Source organism: Rhodococcus sp. WS3 (genome assembly GCF_003797085.1).
GTDB lineage: Bacteria > Actinomycetota > Actinomycetes > Mycobacteriales > Mycobacteriaceae > Rhodococcus_F > Rhodococcus_F globerula.
This window is the reverse complement of sequence record NZ_RKMA01000001.1, coordinates 2,791,783-2,810,713: the sequence shown is the minus strand read 5'-3', so window position 1 is coordinate 2,810,713 and position 18,931 is coordinate 2,791,783. Positions and strand designations below refer to the sequence as shown.

The following is an 18,931-nucleotide window of genomic DNA, read 5'->3' as shown; positions in this document are numbered from 1 at the left end:
GACCAATCAGACCGTACAAGGAGGTGTCCGGTGTGGGTCACTCACTGTGCTCATGCCCGATCCGTCTCACAAGTCGGCACATTCAACAGCGGCGAGACGTCGCTTTTGGTACGTACTTCTGAGACGCGTCTAACTGGGGCAGCGCCCGATCCCGCGAACGAAGGTGCGGGTGTCTCAATTCCAAGGAAATGAGACGGCCACGAACCGGTGGTGTTCCAGCTACACAGCCACCAGTTGCATCAGTTCGGTGTAGTCAGTGACGACGCCGTACCTCACATTCTGATCGTTCTTCGCACTGAGGGCTGCGAAGAACTTTCGGGCGCATTCGATCTTGGCGTCCTCGGCACCCTTGAGTTGCAGGGTCGAGAGGGAGCCCTTCGTCTCGGCGACGAAGTACACATGTTTGACGTTGCCATCAGTGAAGGCGATGGCCCAGTCGGGGTTGTAGTCGCCCACCGGGGTGGGGATGAAAAAGCCCCGCGGCAACTTCGCATAGACCACCACCTCATTGCTGGTGTCGAGTTCGGTGACGAAGTCCCGCTCGACCTTGGAGTCGGTGACGACGTAGTCGTAGATGTGCTTCGTCAGCTTTCCGCCGGCACGGGAAAAGTCCTGTTTAGTCTGGTTGTCCGTGAAGATCGCCGTATCGAAGCGATCCTCAAGCGGGTCGTAGGTGAGGTGCTCGACGATGACGGTCGCCTTCTGCTCGTTGATCAACCGAGCTGCCTCAGTGATGAACTGCTCAGGGTTGAGCCTGAACTTGGCAAACGTCACGGGCGTGACCCCGCCAAGGATGGCGGATACGGTGCGGCGAGTGAGTTGAGTCTTCTCGGTGATCTCGCCGAGCAGGTCGTACTTCACCTGCGAACCGGCAGTGGCCGTCTCGGTGTGGGTCTGTGTGGTCGAGACAGCGAATCCGGCACCGCTAGTGAGGCCTTCGGCGTCGAGGGACTCGCGCTGTTGGCCGGCCTGGACGACGTACTGCATCGGCGCGACGGTGAGGTTCTTGTCGAGAGCCTGGGTGCACTTGCCGATCAGCTCATCCGAGTCGAACTGCACCTGGTAGACGGCCTTGTGGTTGATCCGGCCCCAGAGCGCCTGGAACTCCTTCTTGGCGAAGTTTGCCTCGTTGAGCGGAATCTTCTTCGGCTTCCGGTCATCGGCTGGGATCGGGAGGTCGAGGTAGAGCGCGTCCACGAGTGGCCAGACGGAGTCGATGACGGGAAGCAGCACCTCGGAGGTCGGCGACGCGAGAGTGCCTGCGGTCTTATCGTCCTTGTACTTGCTGGTGACGAGCCCGTCTTCGTCCACGTAGCCGTTCTGCACAAGGTGAAAGTAGATCGCGGTGGCAAGCTTCTCCTCCACCACGGACTCTCCGGAAGGCGTCTGGATCGTCTTGCCGGTGAAGAAGTTGACGCTCGCCTGACGGGGCCGCGCGGCCAGCGACTCGGCGATCTCTTTCTGCAGCCCGGTCACGAAATCGGTGTAGGACTCGTCGGTGACGACGGTGAGTTCGTTGATCTCGTGCACGGTGGCGGGGTTGTCCATGCGTTCGCCGTGCTGGTCGACCGCGAGACGCAGGCCTCGGCCGATTTCCTGGCGGCGGGAGACGGTGTTGTCGCTCTTTTTGAGCATGCCCATGACGAACACATTGGGGTTGTCCCAGCCCTCGCGGAGAGCGGAGTGGGAGAAGATGAACCGCACCGGCTCGTCGAACGACAGCAGCTGTTCCTTCTTCCTGAGGATCAGGTCGTAGGCACCCGTGTCGGTGGACTGGCCCTTGTCATCGCCTCGGCCACTGACCTTGCCGTCGATCTGGCGCGTGGTCTTCTTGTCGATGGAGAAATAGCCCTCGTGAACGGCACGGACGTCGTCACGACGCAGATACTCCTGGTGGTCGGCAGCCGACTTGTCAAGGGCAAGCTCGCCGAGTACCTCGTCGCGGATCGACTCGTACTCTTCCTCGAAGATGCGGGCGTAATCGCCGAGCGTGTCCTCGCGGTCGTAGTCGCGGTACTTCGCCACCTCGTCGATAAAGAACAGCGAGAGCACCTTGATGCCCTGGCCGAACAGTCCCCGTTCCTTGTCGAGATGGGCGCGGATCACCTCACGAATCTGGATGCGACGCTTCGCCTCCTCAGTCACATCCTGGGTGACTTGCCCTGCGACGACAACGTCGCCATTGCTGAGTTCGACGATGTCACGGTTGGCGTCGATGTCGGTGATGAACAGGCCCTTGTAAGCCTCGATGCCGTTGGAGAGATCGTGCAGGTTAGCCCCGACGTCGAGTCGTTTGACCTGACGTGTGATGGGGCCGGCCTTGGTTTGCACCTCAAGCTCGACCCGGGCGCGGGGTTTGGCACCCTTGGCGATCTCGATGGCGTCGAGGTACAGGTATGCGGTCGAGCCTGCGAGCCCTCTGACGGTGATACCGCGGACGGCGATCTTCTTGACCAGCTTTTGGTTATAGGCGTCGACGGCGTCGAGCCGGTGCACCTTGGTGTGCTCGACCTTATGAGTGGCCGAGTAGCGCAACATCATCAGCGCGTTGAACCGCGAGAGTGCCTCCAACGACTTCGGGGCCCCGATCTTCTGGGGCTCATCAATGATGACGATCGGCCGGTTCGCGCTGATCACGTCAATGGGGCGGCGGGACTGGAAATCGTCGAGCACGTCGTAGATACGGCGGTTGTCTTTGCCGGTGGCGTTGAACGCCTGGATGTTGATGATCATCACCTGCACGCCGGCATCGGAGCTAAACCGCTCGATTTCGTGTAGCTGCGACGAGTTGTAGACGAACGATCGTGGTTTGGTGCCGTAGATCTGCTGAAAGTGCTCGGCTGTCACCCCGAACGACTGCTGCACACCCTCGCGAATCGCGATCGACGGTACGACGATGATGAACTTCGACCAGCCGTACCGCTTGTGCAGCTCCATGATCGTCTTGATGTAGACGTAGGTCTTGCCGGTGCCGGTCTCCATCTCGACGTCGAGATTCGGTGCCCCCGGCGCGGCTTTGCTCTCTACCAGAGTTGTTGACAGCGGAAGGTTCCGTGACCGCTGAACCTTCCGTATGTTCTCCAACCGTTGGGTACCGGTGAGGGCGATCTCGGCATTCTTGAGTCCGGAATCCGGACCCGAGTTCGCCTCGAACAACGCGGGATTCGAGACCGGATTCACCATACCGGGGTCGATCCGGTACGAGATGCCATCATGCTTGGGCTGACCGGAGAACACCTCGACCACAGAGTCGACAGCGTCGGTCTGGTACTGCTGGACCTTGAACTGAAGTTTCATCAGATCGCCTTCACGTCAGTTGCCGGCGACACCTCGCGAAAGACCTGTTCCGCATTGATCCGGTCATCATCCGAAGCAAAACTAGAATCTCGGAAGACTGCGCGCAGAGGCTCGCGCTTGGCGATTATGCGCACCAGCTCGGGGCTGATCCCCGCGTCGAAGCAGGCAATCAGCGCCCCATCCTCAACCACGAAGACCTCACGCTCATCGATCTTCTCGACGGCGATCGGCATCGTCAGCTCGAGACCCCAATCCAACATCACCTGGAACAGCAGGTCCTCTCCCGACCGATCTGGCTTCACACTGCTCTCCAGGTCGCCGAGCGTAAGCTGCTCGGTTTCATCGGGAGTGCGGAGCACATCAGCCATATTCGTGGAATCGATTTTGAGCGCCCTGAATCCGATGTCGAGATTATCGCCCTCCAGCCCAGCTTCGTCTCTTAACTTTAGGCCAGCTTGGCGAATGCGTTCACGGGTAATCTGAGCGATGTTTTCAAATCCCGCCGCGCGTGCCGGTGATTTTATTGGTGTTTCTTCATTAATTTGAGCTGCAATGAATTTTCGCGTGCCGCCATCGAGGGAGTTTAAGTGCAGAACGGCATGAGCGGACGATCCGGAGCCAGCGAAGAAATCCAAAATAATAGCGTTCGGATCTGACTTAGTAACTAAATCAAACCACCTAGCAAGTACATATTCGTCTTTAGGGTAATCAAACACTCCGGGGCCGATGAGTTGCGTTAACCGCTGCGAGGCAGTGGTACGAATTTGGGTAAATATCGACTCTGCAACCTGCTCATCTAGCTCATCCAGGAACGTCTTACCGCGTGGAATTTTTCTTTCATCGGCTCCAAATTCTACCAGTCCTGCCTCGATCTGTTCTTTCATGCTTGTTTCTGTGAATCTCCAACCTGTACTTGGGATCGAAACGGGTTTGCCGGTTACGGGGTGAAGAACTTCGAAACGTGGCCCCCCTCCACCAGGCCATCCGAGATCTTTGTCGGAGTTATAAACCCGTCCGCTGTTGTCTATGTTCTTGAATCGGCTGACGGCTGGAGTGATTCCGGTCTTATTTGAAAGCCAGCCACGATAGGTCTGAGTGGCAATTTCTGCATCGTAGCGGCTAGTTTCCCAGGCGCTCCGCGCTGCTTCTAGGGCATCATCTACGCCGACTTTTCGTTCTCTCCATCGAGTTCCTTGTTCTTGAAGTCGATTTTCATTTCGCGCATAGATCAGGAGGTAGTCGTGACCTACTGAAACATACCGTGAGTCATTCTTGCGGCCGCCTTGCCAAACTACTGTCGCAATGTAGTTCTGCTTACCGAAGGTGAAATCCATTACTTCTCGAAGACTGGATACCTCCGTGTCGTCGATCGAAGCAATTATAACTCCATCGTCGGTCAGCAGGTTTCGGGCAAGTTTTAATCGTGGATAAATCATGGATAGCCAGTCAGAGTGAAATCTACCGCTTGATTCCATGTTTGCCGAAAGTTGGGTGCCAGAATTATCGGTTTGGCCGGATCGGATGAGATATTCGGCCGTTGACTCAGCAAATTCATCTTTGTAAACGAAGTCATTTCCCGTGTTGTACGGCGGGTCGATGTAGATCAGCTTGACCTTGCCGAGGTACGACTCTTGGAGCAGCTTCAGCGCTTCCAGGTTGTCGCCCTCGATGAAAAGGTTCTTGGTGGTATCGAAGTCGACGGACTCCACCCGAACTGGCCGCAGGGTCTTCGCGATCGGCGCATTGGCGACAAAGGCAGCAGCACGTTTTCCGGGCCAGTCCAGCTGGTAACGCTCCTGCGGGCCCTCGACGACATGACCGCTCAGTTCCTGGCGGAGGAGGTCGAAGTCGATGGCCTTCTTGGGATTGCCATCGGCGTCGACTGACTCGGTGACGACGTAGGGGAACAACTCGGCGAGCTTGTCGATGTTCGCGGCGGTCACGTCAGGGGAGGTCATGCGCAGTTTCTCCACTGGCCAGTTCTGTGTCGTCATCTCAGTGAGTCCAATTCTGCTTGTTTCGTCTTTAGGGTTCGTCGCAGCTCGATCTTGCGGTTGAGCTGTGGTTCGGTGCGGAGTTTGCGTTCCAATGCGGTGATTTCCCGTTCGAGCACGTGTGCTTTCTGCAGTCTGTCAGCGATCACGGACATGTCCTCGCCCGGTAGCACGGCCACCTGCGTCAACGGTCGTAGCAGTGCCGTATACAGGGCAGCCATGCTGATCGCGGTCGGCAACGGCCGACGATCGGTGTCGTGGGGCAGCCAGCCGGTCGAGCAGTTTGCGCTCAACTTCGGCGTGCCGGTTCCAGGTTGCTTGTACGCGGCCACCATCCGGATTTGCTCGGCTTCTCCGTGCCTGCGGGTGATCTCGAAGACGATCGGAAAGGAGATGGCCTTGTCGATTGCGGTCAGCACCGGGTCGGACACATCAGCGCCTTTCGCCTCAATCTGGAACACCTGGATCTCTGGGACCGCGTCGCTGCCGGGCAGGTTGACGGTGGACTCGGCGAGCTTGTATGCCCAGGTGATGCGCCGTATCTCGGTGACAAACTTTTCGCGCACGGAGGCGGGGACGGTGCCGCGTTCGTAGAACTTCTCCTTCGGCACCCGGGCTCCGAACTCGGCGGCGGCCGGCCACCGATACAGCAGACCACTCAATTTCCGCCGTCGCTCTCCGCTGCGTCGATCACGGCGATGAACGCGATCAGTTCGAAGTCTTCGAGACCGCCGATGGTCTGGGTGAGGGCGGTGGTGCGACCACCGGTGAACAGGCTGTCGATATCGTGTTCCTCGGTGACATCGGTCATCGAGTGAATCGCTCCGGTGAGGAGTTCGGAGTACTTGCCCATGTTCGCGCCCTCGCCGGTGACGGCATTGAAGGCGCGGACGACGTCGGCGACGGGCTGGTCATAGGGGCGGCACCCCGCACGAACGAGGTCCAGCAAGTGCTTGGCTTCGGTGTGGTCCGCAATTACGTTGCCGTCTTCGTCGAGGTACACGAGATAGTTCGGGTGAAGACGGTTCCCGCGGTTGGCGTTCTCGTCTGCGTTTAGGTTGCGCAGCGCAAAGATGACACCCGGCTTCAGCCCCTTGGCGGGGTCCGCCGGAACCACGGCGTGGAGGCCCTTCGGAGCGGTGGCGAGATCGCCGTACTCCTTGACGTAGCCGAGCAGGTCCATCCGGAAATCATTCAGGCCGAGGTCGGTGATCGAGACGCCGGTGCGGACGTCTTCGAGTTCGATGACGTCATCCTGAAGTTTTCGGAGCTGTTCCTTTCGGAACGCAACATCGTTGTCCTCGAGGGTGAGGACATTGTCGTCGGCGGTGCCGGCGAGGTCAGCAATGACCATGCGGTTCTCGACACGCTCCTTGAGGTTGATGTACTCGTCGAGGGAGATGTCGGGCCAGAAGTTCACCAGTTGTATCTGAGCGTTGGTCGAGCCGATGCGATCAATGCGACCGAAGCGCTGGACGATCCTGACAGGATTCCAGTGGATGTCGTAGTTGATCAGGTAATCGCAGTCCTGGAGGTTCTGGCCTTCGCTGATCACGTCGGTGCCGATGAGCACGTCGAGTTCGCGTGTCTCTTTCGGCATGATCAGGTGGCGTTGCTTCGACCGAGGCGAGAACAGTGACATGACCTGTTGGAAGTCGTAGCCGGTCCCGAGGGTCGTCTTGGCGCCGTGACCTCCACCAGTGATGAGGCCTGTCTCCAACCCTGCGGCGCTGAGAACCGGTGCCAGCTCGCGGTAGAGGTAGTTGGCGGTGTCAGCGAAGGCAGAGAACACCAGGACCTTGCGGTTACCCGGGTTGATCGGATGCGCAGCCTTGTCCTCGATGAGGCGCTTGAGCGCTTGGAGCTTGCGGTCGTGGCTAGGGGTGACGTTGTGCATCTCGTCGAGGAGACTGAGGAGGGTTGTGCGGTCGTTCCACAGGTCACGTCGCCAGGACACGATGTCGATGTCGTCTAGGTCGATCTTGATTTTCTCTCCGAAAGAGAGTGCCTCGATGTTCGCGTCATCCTCGTCGTCGATGTCCAAATCGAGGTCGGAAAGGTCGGTCCCGACACTCGCAGCTGAGGCAGCGTGGGAGTCGAGGCGGCTCAGGGTCTTCTCTGCGGTGTGCTCGATCTTGGCCAGGGTGAGGCGGAACGAGTCGACCGAGCTCTCCAACCGCTTGAGAAGGTTGACGGTCATAAGCTTCTTGAGTCCCTGCTCACGGCCACGTTGCCCAAGGTTGGATCGTGCAACGCCGGTTGTGACGTTGTAGAGGGCTTCGTACTTGGCCATGCGGCTCGGGAAGACGTATGCCAAGGGCGTGTACATGGCAAGGGTGAGGGCTTGGAGCCGCTCGAAAATGTCGTTGAAGCTCGGCACATCAGACAGGTCGGTGAGCGGCTCGCGGATCGACTTCGGTGAGAGACGCTCGGGAAACGCGCCGACTTCGGTGGTGTCGTAGAACGCCTGGATGTGTTTGCGCGACCGGGCGATCGTCACGGCGTCGAGGAGTTCGAAGAAGTCGAAGTCGAGCATCTGGAGGATGCGGCCGGTCGAGCGATCCTCGGGATCGAGTTTGGACCACTGGTTGAAAACGCGTTGCGCGTCACTGAATACTTTGTCGACGGTGGTGGAGATGTTCAGGTGCTGGGTGAGATTCTCCGACTCGCCTTCGTAGGCCAGCTGGAGCTGGTTCTTCAGGTCGTTGAACCGGTTGTTCACCGGCGTCGCGGACAGCATCAGGACCTTTGTCTTCACACCTTCACGGATGACCCTCCGCATCAACCTCTGATAGCGGGATTCTTTCTCCTCGGCATAGTCGGCGTTGCGAAAATTGTGCGACTCGTCGATCACGACGAGGTCGTAGTTTCCCCAGTTGATTCGATCCAGCCTCAGACCAAGTGACTCACCGCGGGTTCGGGATAGATCCGTGTGGGCCAGTACGTCGTAGCTGAAGCGGTCGCCGGCAAAGATGTTGGTAGTGAGGTTTGCGTTGTAGTTCGTCCAGTTCTCGGCAAGCTTTTTCGGGCACAGCACCAACACCGACTTGTTGCGCAGCTCGTAGTACTTGATGACTGCTAACGCCGTGAATGTCTTACCCAGACCGACGCTGTCGGCGAGGATGCAGCCGTTATAGGTCTCCAACTTGTTGATGATGCCCGTCGCGGCGTCGCGTTGGAAGTTGTACAAGCTCTGCCAGACTTTCGTGTCCTGGTAGCCGGTGCGGTCGTTGGGCAGCACGTCCTCGTTGATGTCGTCGAGGAACTCGGCGAACAGGTTGTAGAGGATCAGAAAGTAGATTCGTGCCGGCGAGTTCTCGGCGTACACGCTGGCGATGTGGTCGTAGACCGCCTGCGTGACGTCGTCGAGTTGATCCGGGTTGTTCCAAATCTGGTCGAACAGTTGGACATACTGCGCAGTCATCGGCGCCTCGTCTATGCGATGCACCATATTCGAGACCGCGTTGCCCCGCTCGTAGCCCAGATCGGCGGTGGTGAACCCCTGGAGGGGCATGTATGCGGCTTTGTCGGCAACGACTGCGAATTGCTGCATCGGGTTACCGGTGGCGTTCGACTGGAAGCGCACCTTGCGGCGGACCCAGTCCGCACACTCCTTCGCGATCGCACGTTGGGTGAGCTTGTTGCGAAGCCTCACTTCAAACTCCGAGCCGTACAGGCTCGACTCCGCGTAACCCGTTGCAGGGATGAAGAACTGGCGGCGCTCCTTGCGGACTCTGTCCGTCACCTCGTCTGTGGCGAACGAGGGTGAGGTGAAGATGAATTCCAGCTCGGAGACGTGTTCCAGTTCCTTGCGCAGTGCCTCGAACGCGAAGATCGAAAATGTCGATGCCGCGATGCGCACTTTGGAGCCGGGCGCGATCTCGATCTTGAGGTCATCGCCGAGCAGTTCGTTCACGTTGTCGATGATGCGCATAACTCAGCCCCGTTCCGTGTCTGGGGCTGATTCACTGCCGCCGCCTCGCACCCAGTCATCGACCTCACTGATCTGGAACTTCCACAGACGGCCAATCTTGTGGGCGGGCATAGCCTTTTCGGCGATCCAGGTGTACACGGTGTCTTTGGTGATGCCGAGGTGGGCGGCGATGTCGTCAGCGGACAGCCAAGGTTCAGGCACAGGTACCCTCTCTGGTTTCGTCGAGCGGGTGCGCGCCGATCTTGATGATGCTATGTCACGGTGACCGGGTTTAACCTGTTTTGTGAGGTTTAAGCCGGATTTCCGCTTCAGGACCGACTTGAGACGGCTGAGCCCCATGTTTATGACAGCTCGAGTCGAGACCACCGTGGGCCACTTGACATAAGGGGCGGTTATCGGACGCCGGCCGTCGACAAGCCGGCTGGTATTTTTTCGGGCTGGTCGTCGACCAAGGTGGAAAAGACCCCACAACCCAAGCAGGCTCCGGCGATGTCGTCGTCTGATCGCGTCGCAACCTTCAAATTTCAGGAAGCCCAGGCGTTGCCGTCTCAGACACACCAAAGGTCCCGGTCAGCAGTGCCTACTCAAGATTGGAGAACCTGATGCAACGGATGCTACTACCCGGTCAGTAACACCGACGCTTGCGCTGGCAGTCGACCGCCCCCTTTCCTGCGGAACATCTCAGCAGGGCGACCGTTACCCGGGTTCGACATCTCCCCCGTACTTTCCAGCGCGCCCGTGACATGGCGCCGGAACGCGTCCTTCTGTAACTCGCGATCGAAGATCACCTCGTAGAGTTGACGCAGTTCCAGCACCGTGAACGATTCCCCCAGCAGACCAGCGGGGTCGACCTGCGCCGCATACCGCGTTCGCAAGTCCTTCACCGCCAGCCGCACCATGTCGGCATGGTCGAACGCCAACTCCTGCTCCACTGTCCCGCCCACCACGTTCACCAGGATCGCATTGGCAGGAAGTTCCGCAGCAGGTACGACGGCGGTGTGGGCCATCGATAGGACCCAGCCCCGGTCGTCGCGGGCGAGATCATCGAACATCGCCAGCTGGTGAAACTGTGTACCGACCAGGCCCGCTTTGGTGCGCAGCGCCCGTTCCGCTGCGTCGGTGAGTAGTTCGCCCTCGTGCAAGAAAGTTCCGGGCAACGCCAAACCCCGACGGCGATGCTCGACCACCAACACCTGTAGTGCGCCGCCGGAGTACGTCAACACTGCAACATCCACCGCCACCGAGGGACGCTCGTAGTCTCCGAGAGTCTTGCCTTTCGTGTCTGTCCATTCATTCACTCTTGCATATTATCTCAAATCTGATCTATGCTTAGCGCAAAATTGATCAAAGGAGACGTAGTGGAGCTGAACACACAGCAGTCCGATCGCGCAGCAGGAGTTCTGCTTGCTACCGCCGCCGGTGACGCACTCGGTGCCGGCTACGAATTCGCCCACCTGAGCGCGGACACTGCCATCGGGATGACCGGCGGCGGGTCGTTGAATTGGGCACCGGGTGAATGGACCGATGACACGGCCATGGCAATAGCCATCGCCGAAGTCGCCGCCACCGGCACGGATATCGGTCACGGCGCCGGTCTGGATGGCGTTGCAGCACAGTTCGTTCGGTGGTTCGAATCGAACCCGGCGGGCATCGGCAAGCAGACCCGCGCAGTGCTCTCACAGCGTCCCGGCAGCGCCGACGCCATGACTGCCCGCGCCCAGGCAATTACCGGACGCAAAGGCGGAAACGGCTCACTGATGCGCACCGCACCCGTAGCGCTCGCCTACCTCGACAATCCAGAACAATGCATCGACGCTGCCGCTCGAATCGCATCGCTCACCCACGACGACGAACGCGCCGTCCAGGCCTGCCAGCTGTGGACGTACGCGATCCGCCACGCTGTTCTGCACGGCACCTTCGACGGGGTCCGCGGCTACCTGTCCATCGCCCCGGCCGACGTCGCCGAGTTCTGGGGACCGCTGCTCGATCAGGCCGAACACGGCTCCCCCGAAGATTTCGCGAACAACGGCTGGGTGGTACACGCCCTGCAGACTGCCTGGTGGGCGATCACCACCACCGACGCCGGCGACGCCCGCCACCTCCAACTCGCACTCGAAGCCGCGGTCCGCGCCGGCGGCGACACCGACACCACCGCCGCGATCGCCGGTGGCCTGCTCGGCGCCCGGTGGGGCGCCTCCGCCGTGCCGGCGCGCTGGCGCCGGATCCTGCACGGCTGGCCCGGATACACAGCGAGCGACTTGGTACGCCTGGCCGTCAAAACCGCCAACGGCGGCGCCGATGACGACGGCATTGACAGGCGACCTGCTGGAAAGGGGCAGAACAGCTCTGATGCTCTGGAGGTCGCACCATCCATAACCCTTGTCGAGGTGACACCCGGTGTCGCAGTGGTGTTCGGTGAAGTCCCCGAAGGCCTTGAACTGATCAGCCTTGATCTGCTGCCGTCATTCGACCGAACGCAGCTCTCGATTGCTCTGGGCTCGCTCGGCAACGTAGGCACGATAGTCGGAAACGTTGCGGAGGCTGCAGCAAGCGTGCAAGGCCTCTTTCGGGTCAACGATGCGACGTGGTCTCTGCTGAAGAGCGGCGGGCAGATGGCCGCGAAGGACGGCGCCAAACTCGGAACGATCTACCAGAATGGCAAGCTGGTACAGGCACGCTTCATCCCCGTTTCGATGACGGCCGCAGCAGCCATCGCAGCGATCGGCCCGGCCGTGGCCATGATCGCGCTCCAAATCCAGCTCGGCGAGATTTCGGGTCTCGTCCGTACCAACATCGCGCTCACCACCCAGATCCTCAAGACCATCCGAAACGAGCAGTGGGCCGAACTCGAGGGACTCGCGGAGGCCGTCGATGAGGCACTCCAGGAGGCTCGCGAACTCGGCACCGTCACGGACTCTGTCTGGGAGCCCATCGCTTCCAGCGACCCACTGATCCGCAAACACCTCAAGCAGTACCGAAAGAACGTGGCCGGACACAATCAGGAAATCGGGAAACTGGACGGGCGCGGGCTCCGCCACTACCTCGAGTCCCACGCCGAGGCGATCGTCTTCGACACTTATGCGCTGCTCAGTTCCCTGAAGACATACGCGGACTACCAGGCGATCCGCGCTGCGCTCGCCCGAACCCGAGGCGCCAACGACGAGAGCGAGGCGCAGCTCTTCGACCTGATCGCGCGGGACTTACCCGCCGAGATCGACGAGTATCTCCGCGAGATCAGGCAACTCACGCAATCACTCGTGCGTGAGTTGCGGATCATCGCCGAACTTCCCGGCCGAGCTACGGCTCCGCTCACGCGAAAGCGCAAGGATACGAAGGCATCCCGACTGACCTGCAAGCAACTCCTCGACGCCATCGAACCCCTGGCCAACATGCTCCATCCGGCAGTCGAGATGCCTGCCGTACCAGAGACCGTATGCGCGCCCGAGGGCCTTGATCTTAAGCCGTACCTTCACGTCCTACGGTGGTTCCTCGAGGACGGCGAGACGCTTCGCAGCGTCGCGTTCCCCTACGAGGCAGGACCCCACCACCTCACTGGAGTCGTACCAGCGATCCTCGCCAAACGAGTGGACGCCACCTGGGACGCACTCGCTCCAGGCAAAGCTGGCGCGGTGGTCGAGAAGCTCACTTCGAGCACCTTCGTCGCAGTAACTGACCGCCGGATCGTCACCGCCACCCCGAGAATCCTTCTGCGGCGCGGCGAACTCGGCTCGGAATATCCGCTGCACGAGGTTAGGTACGTGCGCCCACCCTCGAATCACGGTGCGGGCGTGCGCCCAACCATCGGCATAGCCACGGACCGTCGCGACATCCAGTGGATGTTCCCGGCCGACGCCGACCACGAGCACATAGACAACCTGGCTGCGGTGATCTCAGACGGAGCATCAGTCACAACCCAGACTCCAGCGGCCATCGACCACTCCGCCGCACAAGGCACGGCCGTCGGTTCCTGAACTCGGCGACACAGCGGCGACCTTCTAGCCGACGAGGAGTCGGGTCGCACAGGAGGTTCGGACCGCTGCTTGGTTTCTGATCATTGCTCGACATTCACTAATTGCTCGACATTTACTAAAGGGACACCACATGCACCGCATCAGCAAGCTCTCTCTCACCATCGCGACCGTCGGCATCGCGGTGAGCGCTCTCGTCGGCTGCAGCTCGGCAGGATCGACTGCCGCACCGACGCCGGGTTCGACAGTCGCCATCGACGTGTCGGCCGCGGCTCCTGCCGAGGCGTCGTTCGAGGACAACGTCCTCACGACGAAGGACGTCATGATCAAGATCACCGATGTGAAGACGATTCAAGTAGGTGAGAAGGGCAACGAGTATGGCAAGGAGCCCGTCATCGCATTCTGGTACGACACGACGAACGTCTCCGGCAAGGAGACGAATCCGATGACGGCGTGGCTGTTCGTTTTCGAGGCGTACCAGGACAATGACCCCAACGCGGAGAACAAGCTTGGTGTCGGTTCACTGCCGGACGCTGCTTTCCTCGATTCGCAGACGAGCAAGATCAAGAAGGGAGGCACTGTCGCTAACGCGGTCGCGTACGAGCTGTCCGACACGACAACTCCCGTGAAGTTGGTTGCCTCCACGATCCTTCAGGACGAGATCGGATCGATGACCTTCGAGCTCAAGTAGACGCCAAAAGACCCGCACGAGGAAGAGCTGCCAGGGCCTGGGCAGCTCTTCACTATTGATGAGCCCGGAAGCTCTACGACGCGAACACGCTGTACCTGAACGTGCTTCGCAATGTACTGATTCGCCTTGTTCAAGCGGACTGGTGCCTGCCCGGTGGACCGACCGGATTCTCTACGAGATGTTCCGCAATCTCGCAGGGCTGCCTGCAAAATGCAGTCTTTGACCCGACATAAGGGACGGTTATCGGATGCGTCAGAAAAACCGCTCCAGGGATTCTGGCCACTTTCTGCAATCACCTCACCAGTAGTGATGCGTTCACCTGTTGAGACCAAGACCGTTTATTCAACATCGTGCGGGGACGACGAAGATCAGGATGAAGTCAATAGCTAGGGCAACGATGTTTCATTAGTTCGCTTGAATGACAAAGGATTTCGCGTCACGCGGTTTCGGGGTATGCTCGCTTCGCTCATGTCACCTTGCCCTGGGGGAACACTGATGAAGCGGTTATCCGTCTCTGCTGTCTTATTTGCGATATTGGTCGTTGCGACGGGATGTGGGGAATCGGATACTGCATCGTCGAATACGGGATCTCACGCGGTAGGGGACGTTGCAAGCGTGGCTGCCGAAGGTGGCTGTGCGGACGCGAAATTGAAAGAGAACCTCACAGTGGAAGAGTTCGCGACGGCAATGTCTATGGTGAGGCAGACACCGGAAGACCAGGCAACTACCAAGGCAGAGTTCATGTCTGGCGACTACGCAAGATTGATCAAAGAAACTCCTCCTGGCGGACAGGGGCAGTATGCCAGAGTAGCGTGCGACTGGTACGTCTCGCACATTTCACCTAATCCGTCGCTTGGCTTCCTCGTCTACGCCGGATACTCAGGTTGTGGCGTGAACATGTATGCAATCGACGCTGGCCGACAGCCACCATCGCTTGATGCTGGACACCCGACGGACGAAGTCGCAACCAAGGCGGGCGAAGCAGCAGTGACCTACCTCTGCCCACAGTATGCGGGCATAGTTACATCGGTAGTCGATGATCCAGTTGAATCACTTGACGACTGCTCACTCACGCTGGGGACTGACGAGGGCACGATCGAAGTCACTGAGGGCACTCAAGACTGCAAGGAAGCGTCGAAGATCATCACGAGCGGCTACGAGAAGATACTAGATGACGGTGGCAAGACGACCGTCCTAGAGACAAACGACGTGACGGAATGGCTCTGTTCGTACGCGAATACGACAAGTTCGGTACTGCCTGACTATGACCTAAAATGCGAGACGCCCATGGGGGACAAGCAAATCGAATGGACTGCCAACTGACGCACTGCTTAATCGGATGTTCTACTTGACGTGGCCTTGACTGATAAGCAGATCCTTTACCTGTTCGGGCATGGCTGAGCATGAAGCGGTCGACCCACGTTGATCTGCGTTGTCACTTGCATCCCCCGCACACCGATCTTCTCCATGATGACCTTGTATCCGCCCATATAGTCTAGATCTCCGGTAGCCCGGCCTCCGATACGGCCTCGATCACGCGCTGCTACCAGCCCCGACCTCGTCCGTTCGTGGACTAGATTACGCTCGAATTCACTTAGGGCGCCGAATATTTGGAAAATCAACTTCCCGCTCGACGTCGTTGCATCGATGGGGCCATTGAGTGATTTGAATGCTAGTTAACTTGCATTTTTTCTGGGCAGACAATCCATTCAGTCTTGTTCGTGCACTCTGGGTGCAGAAGATCCAGTTTCAGGAAAAGTAAACCAAGCTCATTTCGTAAAGAGGTATGTTTTGGCCAACTCTGAACAGTTGGGACACCAGAACGGGGCGAGAGCATCAGAATAGGATTTTTCGGATCTGTCATATTCAAGGCCCTTCGCGGTCTGGAGCGAACCTGCAAACATTAACCCTTGAGCTCCTTCGTGCATGTCCTTGTTTCCCTTTCTGATAAGGCGTGCCCCGAGCGCTTGTTGTTGAGCCAGCGCATTTGCGGCAGATGCAGGGACCGTCCATTGATGTAGACAGGCTTTACAAAGGCACTTCACCGGGGAGCGGGTGAGTCGTTTATTTCCTTTCCACTCAATGAAGAGAATCTCCTGAGGTCCGGCGAACATATTCATGGAACTATCCAATGGTGGGTCAATCCGTCGCGAAGGAAGTAAGGAAGGCTCTGGCCGAGCTAAAGCGCCTGCCATCCTACTCTTTATCGTGTCGGATATATAGGTTACAGAATTATTCTCATCGGCTTGAAAAATTACACAGTCGATATCTGATTCCGGCTTTAATTTGTAGTTCGCTTTTCCTGAGATTACAATTTTGAGATACGACGAATATTTTTTGTGGCTATATTCTTCTACCTCAACTATTGCGGAGTACGGAATTTTTCGCGGGCTCGCCGCTCTTTTTTTGAACGGAGCGCGCCAGCCTTTGAAGATGAGCGTAACCGCGTCATCGTCGAGCTGGATACGTCCCTCCACCATTTTGAATGCTTCCATCGCATGCTCCTTTGCGCGGCGCCGGTGCCTGGATCTTGATCCATTGGCGCATCTGAATCCCGAAGCTTTCGGAATCTTCTGAAATATTTTTCGGATCAAGACACACTTTCGTTACTGCCACCTTGCGAAAAGAGTTACCGCTCTGCGCCCGAGTTACCGCTCTGCGCCCGAGTTACCGCTCTGCGCCCGAGTTGCCCCCCCCCCGAAGCTCAATGCCCTGATTCCATCGCGGTCGGTTCCCGGGCCAGGGTGATTCCAGCCTCCGGATCACCATCCGGCGATACCGAGCCGCAGGTCGGTCTCGTGCTCAAGGACTACGCCGATACCGTCATCGACAACTCTGAACTGGCGCGGGATTGGGCACCGGTGCTGCGGTGGGCGATAGCCCTCGACGACCGTCGTCTGGTTATATTATCCGCAGTACCTGATAATTCAGGACACTCCTACCGGCGCCGCGCCGACCACCCACCCGCCGGCGGCCTCGGACGAGCCCCTGGCGGTCTCGGCAGTCGATCGGTCCCGATTTTCGGCGTCGCCGCACGATGTTTCATAAACGGCCGTTTTTGAAACGCCGGAGGCGATTTTCGGTGAGCTGGCGGAAGATATGTTCCGAAACTCGTGTCCAAAACTAATGGTTCATTATTTGGCTTGTCGGTGAGTTCTGGAACACTGCTGCCTCATGGGTGAACTTTTGGGCTATGCGAGGGTCTCGACTACCGATCAGACCAATGATCGGGGCTGCCCCCGGTTTGGTTGACATCTGACCTGTGAAGATCAGTCTTCACGGTGAAAGGATGTACATCATGCCGAAGCCGTTCCCCGAGGAATTCCGCCGCGACGTAGTCGCGGTCGCCCGCAAACACGAGGCCCCACTTTTCCAGATCGCGAAAGACTTCGGGGTCAGCGAGGCCACGCTGCACAACTGGCTCAAGAAAGCCGACATCGAAGACGGCAACCGACCAGGATCGACCAAGGAAGAATCCGCTGAATTGCGCGAACTCAAGAAGCGCAATCGACTGCTCGAGCAGGAGAACGAGGTACTGCGCCGGGCCGCGGCATATCTCAGTCAGGGCATTCTCCCAAAATGATGTTCCCGCTGGTCCGCGACCTCGCCGTAGATGGAGTTCCCGTCACGGTGACCTGCCGGGTGCTCGGTTTCTCGACACAAGCGTTCTACAAATGGCGCCAAGATCCTGTGACACAAAGGGATTGGGACGATGCACATCTGATCAACGCCGCCTACGACATTCACGCCGACGATCCGGCTTTCGGGTACCGATTCATCGCCGACGAATTACCTGGGCGAGGCATCAGCGCCGGCGAAAATCGGGTCGCCCGGCTGTGTTCGCAGCAACGGATCTGGTCGGTGTTCGCGAAGAAACGAGGACTGAACAGGAAATCGGGCCCACCGGTCCATGACGATCTCGTCGCCCGCAGGTTCACGGCACAGAAGCCGAACCAGTTGTGGCTCACGGACATCACCGAACACCGGACCGATACCGGAAAACTGTACTTGTGCGCGATCAAGGACGTGTATTCGAACAAGATCGTCGGCTATTCGATCGATTCGCGAATGAAAGCGTCACTGGCTGTCCGTGCACTGACCAATGCCGTCGCTCTCCGGGAGCCCGCCGGGACGATCGTACATTCCGACAGGGGCAGCCAATTTCGGTCGAGAAAGTTCGTGCATGCATTGTCCGACAACGGCTTACAAGGCTCCATGGGTCGGGTCGGGGCATGTGGTGACAATGCGGCCATGGAATCTTTCTTCTCACTGCTGCAGAAGAACGTCCTCGACCGACAACGGTGGTCGACTCGGGAACAGCTACGGCTGGCGATCGTGACCTGGATCGAGAAAACCTACCATCGCAAACGCCGGCAACGACGCCTCGGAAAGCTCACCCCGATCGAGTTTGAGACAATCACCCAGGCCGCATCCGCGGCCTGAAACGAGCAACCCCACAAGTCAACCGAAGTGGGGGCAGTCCCATCCGCAGAGCGACGCTCTGAGCGCTGCCAGCTGTTTAAAGTCTGGACTGAAACCGCGTCCGGTGCAACCACCACCCGGCCGCAACTGAGCGACCTACTTTCGCATCTTCGCGATGGCGACACCCTCGTGGTCTGGCGTCTCGACCGACTCGGTCGCTCACTCCCCCACCTCCTACAGACGGTGGAAGATCTCGCCACCCGCGGTGTCGGCTTCAAATCGCTGACTGAATCCATCGACACCACGACCTCCGGCGGCAAACTGATGTTTTCCATCTTCGGGGCCCTCGCGGAATTCGAACGCAACCTGATCCGTGAAAGAACTCAGGTCGGTCTCGCCGCTGCCCGAGCCCGCGGCCGGGCCGGGGGCCGGCCCCCGAAAATGACATCAACGAAACTCGCACAGGCACAACGGATGCGGGAAAACGGAATGCAGCTGACCGATATCGCCGAAATCATCGGCGTCGGCCGCACCACCCTCTACCGGTACCTGAAATAGGTCACCAACCCGACCATTCCCGATTGCAGGCAGGACGGCATTCACGTACAGGGTTTACACGGAGGGG

11 protein-coding genes and 2 pseudogenes are annotated in these 18,931 nt (G+C 58.9%); 5 read left to right on the top strand and 8 right to left on the bottom strand.

Going from position 1 to position 18,931, the window contains the following annotated elements; all coding sequences use genetic code 11:
* Nucleotides 1-219 precede the first annotated feature (219 nt).
* From EEB13_RS12765 to EEB13_RS12740, 6 genes are all read right to left on the bottom strand, one after another.
* The gene (locus EEB13_RS12765; RefSeq protein WP_141485393.1) at nt 220-3,297 is read right to left on the bottom strand and encodes a type III restriction-modification system endonuclease; all 3,078 of its coding nucleotides are present in this window, start codon (nt 3,295-3,297) and stop codon (nt 220-222) included.
* Nucleotides 3,297-5,291: a site-specific DNA-methyltransferase gene (locus EEB13_RS12760; protein WP_261984516.1), complete on the bottom strand. Its 1,995-nt coding sequence runs from the start codon at nt 5,289-5,291 to the stop codon at nt 3,297-3,299. The genes EEB13_RS12765 and EEB13_RS12760 overlap by 1 nt, the downstream gene beginning before the upstream one ends.
* A complete protein-coding gene (locus EEB13_RS12755) occupies nt 5,288-5,953 on the bottom strand; it encodes a DUF4391 domain-containing protein (RefSeq protein ID WP_141485392.1) in 666 nt (221 codons plus the stop codon). Before EEB13_RS12755 ends, EEB13_RS12760 begins: the two co-directional genes overlap by 4 nt.
* A complete protein-coding gene (locus tag EEB13_RS12750) occupies nt 5,950-9,225 on the bottom strand; it encodes a helicase-related protein (RefSeq protein ID WP_141485391.1) in 3,276 nt (1,091 codons plus the stop codon). The genes EEB13_RS12755 and EEB13_RS12750 overlap by 4 nt, the downstream gene beginning before the upstream one ends.
* A 3-nt stretch (nt 9,226-9,228) precedes the next feature.
* Nucleotides 9,229-9,426, bottom strand: coding sequence for a helix-turn-helix domain-containing protein (locus EEB13_RS12745; protein ID WP_141485390.1), 198 nt, complete (start codon nt 9,424-9,426; stop codon nt 9,229-9,231).
* A 416-nt stretch (nt 9,427-9,842) separates the two neighbouring features.
* On the bottom strand, nt 9,843-10,523 hold the full coding sequence (locus EEB13_RS12740; RefSeq protein ID WP_141485389.1) for an NUDIX hydrolase: 681 nt from the start codon (nt 10,521-10,523) through the stop codon (nt 9,843-9,845).
* 60 nt (nt 10,524-10,583) lie between these two features.
* Between EEB13_RS12740 and EEB13_RS32040 the strand changes: the two are divergent.
* From EEB13_RS32040 to EEB13_RS12720, 3 genes and pseudogenes are all read left to right on the top strand, one after another.
* Nucleotides 10,584-11,525 (top strand): annotated as a pseudogene (locus EEB13_RS32040) (ADP-ribosylglycohydrolase family protein); the annotation flags it as partial.
* Between the two features lie 1,801 nt (nt 11,526-13,326).
* The gene (locus tag EEB13_RS12730; protein WP_141485387.1) at nt 13,327-13,884 is read left to right on the top strand and encodes a DUF5067 domain-containing protein; all 558 of its coding nucleotides are present in this window, start codon (nt 13,327-13,329) and stop codon (nt 13,882-13,884) included.
* 615 nt (nt 13,885-14,499) lie between these two features.
* Nucleotides 14,500-15,207: a hypothetical protein gene (locus EEB13_RS12720; protein WP_141485386.1), complete on the top strand. Its 708-nt coding sequence runs from the start codon at nt 14,500-14,502 to the stop codon at nt 15,205-15,207.
* Between the two features lie 56 nt (nt 15,208-15,263).
* Here the strand turns inward: EEB13_RS12720 and EEB13_RS32465 are convergent, their stop codons facing one another.
* Both EEB13_RS32465 and EEB13_RS12710 read right to left on the bottom strand, forming a co-directional pair.
* On the bottom strand, nt 15,264-15,506 hold the full coding sequence (locus EEB13_RS32465; RefSeq protein ID WP_410055750.1) for a recombinase family protein: 243 nt from the start codon (nt 15,504-15,506) through the stop codon (nt 15,264-15,266).
* A gap of 147 nt (nt 15,507-15,653) precedes the next feature.
* Complete coding sequence (locus tag EEB13_RS12710) at nt 15,654-16,379, bottom strand: DUF4429 domain-containing protein (RefSeq protein ID WP_141485385.1); 726 nt, start codon at nt 16,377-16,379, stop codon at nt 15,654-15,656.
* Nucleotides 16,380-17,182: 803 nt separating this feature from the next.
* Here EEB13_RS12710 and EEB13_RS12695 point away from each other — a divergent pair.
* Together EEB13_RS12695 and EEB13_RS12690 are read left to right on the top strand one after the other, a co-directional pair.
* A protein-coding gene (locus EEB13_RS12695) for an IS3 family transposase (RefSeq protein ID WP_141484629.1) occupies nt 17,183-18,327 on the top strand; the annotation gives its coding sequence in 2 pieces (ribosomal slippage) (nt 17,183-17,453 and nt 17,453-18,327; 1,146 coding nt in all).
* A gap of 46 nt (nt 18,328-18,373) precedes the next feature.
* Nucleotides 18,374-18,864, top strand: a pseudogene (locus EEB13_RS12690) (recombinase family protein); the annotation flags it as partial.
* Between the last annotated feature and the right edge of the window lie 67 nt (nt 18,865-18,931).

Coding starts and splice junctions, on each gene's coding strand:
- EEB13_RS12765 (WP_141485393.1), bottom strand. CDS start 3,297: ATGAAACTTCAGTTCAAGGTCCAGCAGTACCAGACCGACGCTGTCGAC.
- EEB13_RS12760 (WP_261984516.1), bottom strand. CDS start 5,291: ATGACGACACAGAACTGGCCAGTGGAGAAACTGCGCATGACCTCCCCT.
- EEB13_RS12710 (WP_141485385.1), bottom strand. CDS start 16,379: ATGGAAGCATTCAAAATGGTGGAGGGACGTATCCAGCTCGACGATGAC.
- EEB13_RS12730 (WP_141485387.1), top strand. CDS start 13,327: ATGCACCGCATCAGCAAGCTCTCTCTCACCATCGCGACCGTCGGCATC.
- EEB13_RS12750 (WP_141485391.1), bottom strand. CDS start 9,225: ATGCGCATCATCGACAACGTGAACGAACTGCTCGGCGATGACCTCAAG.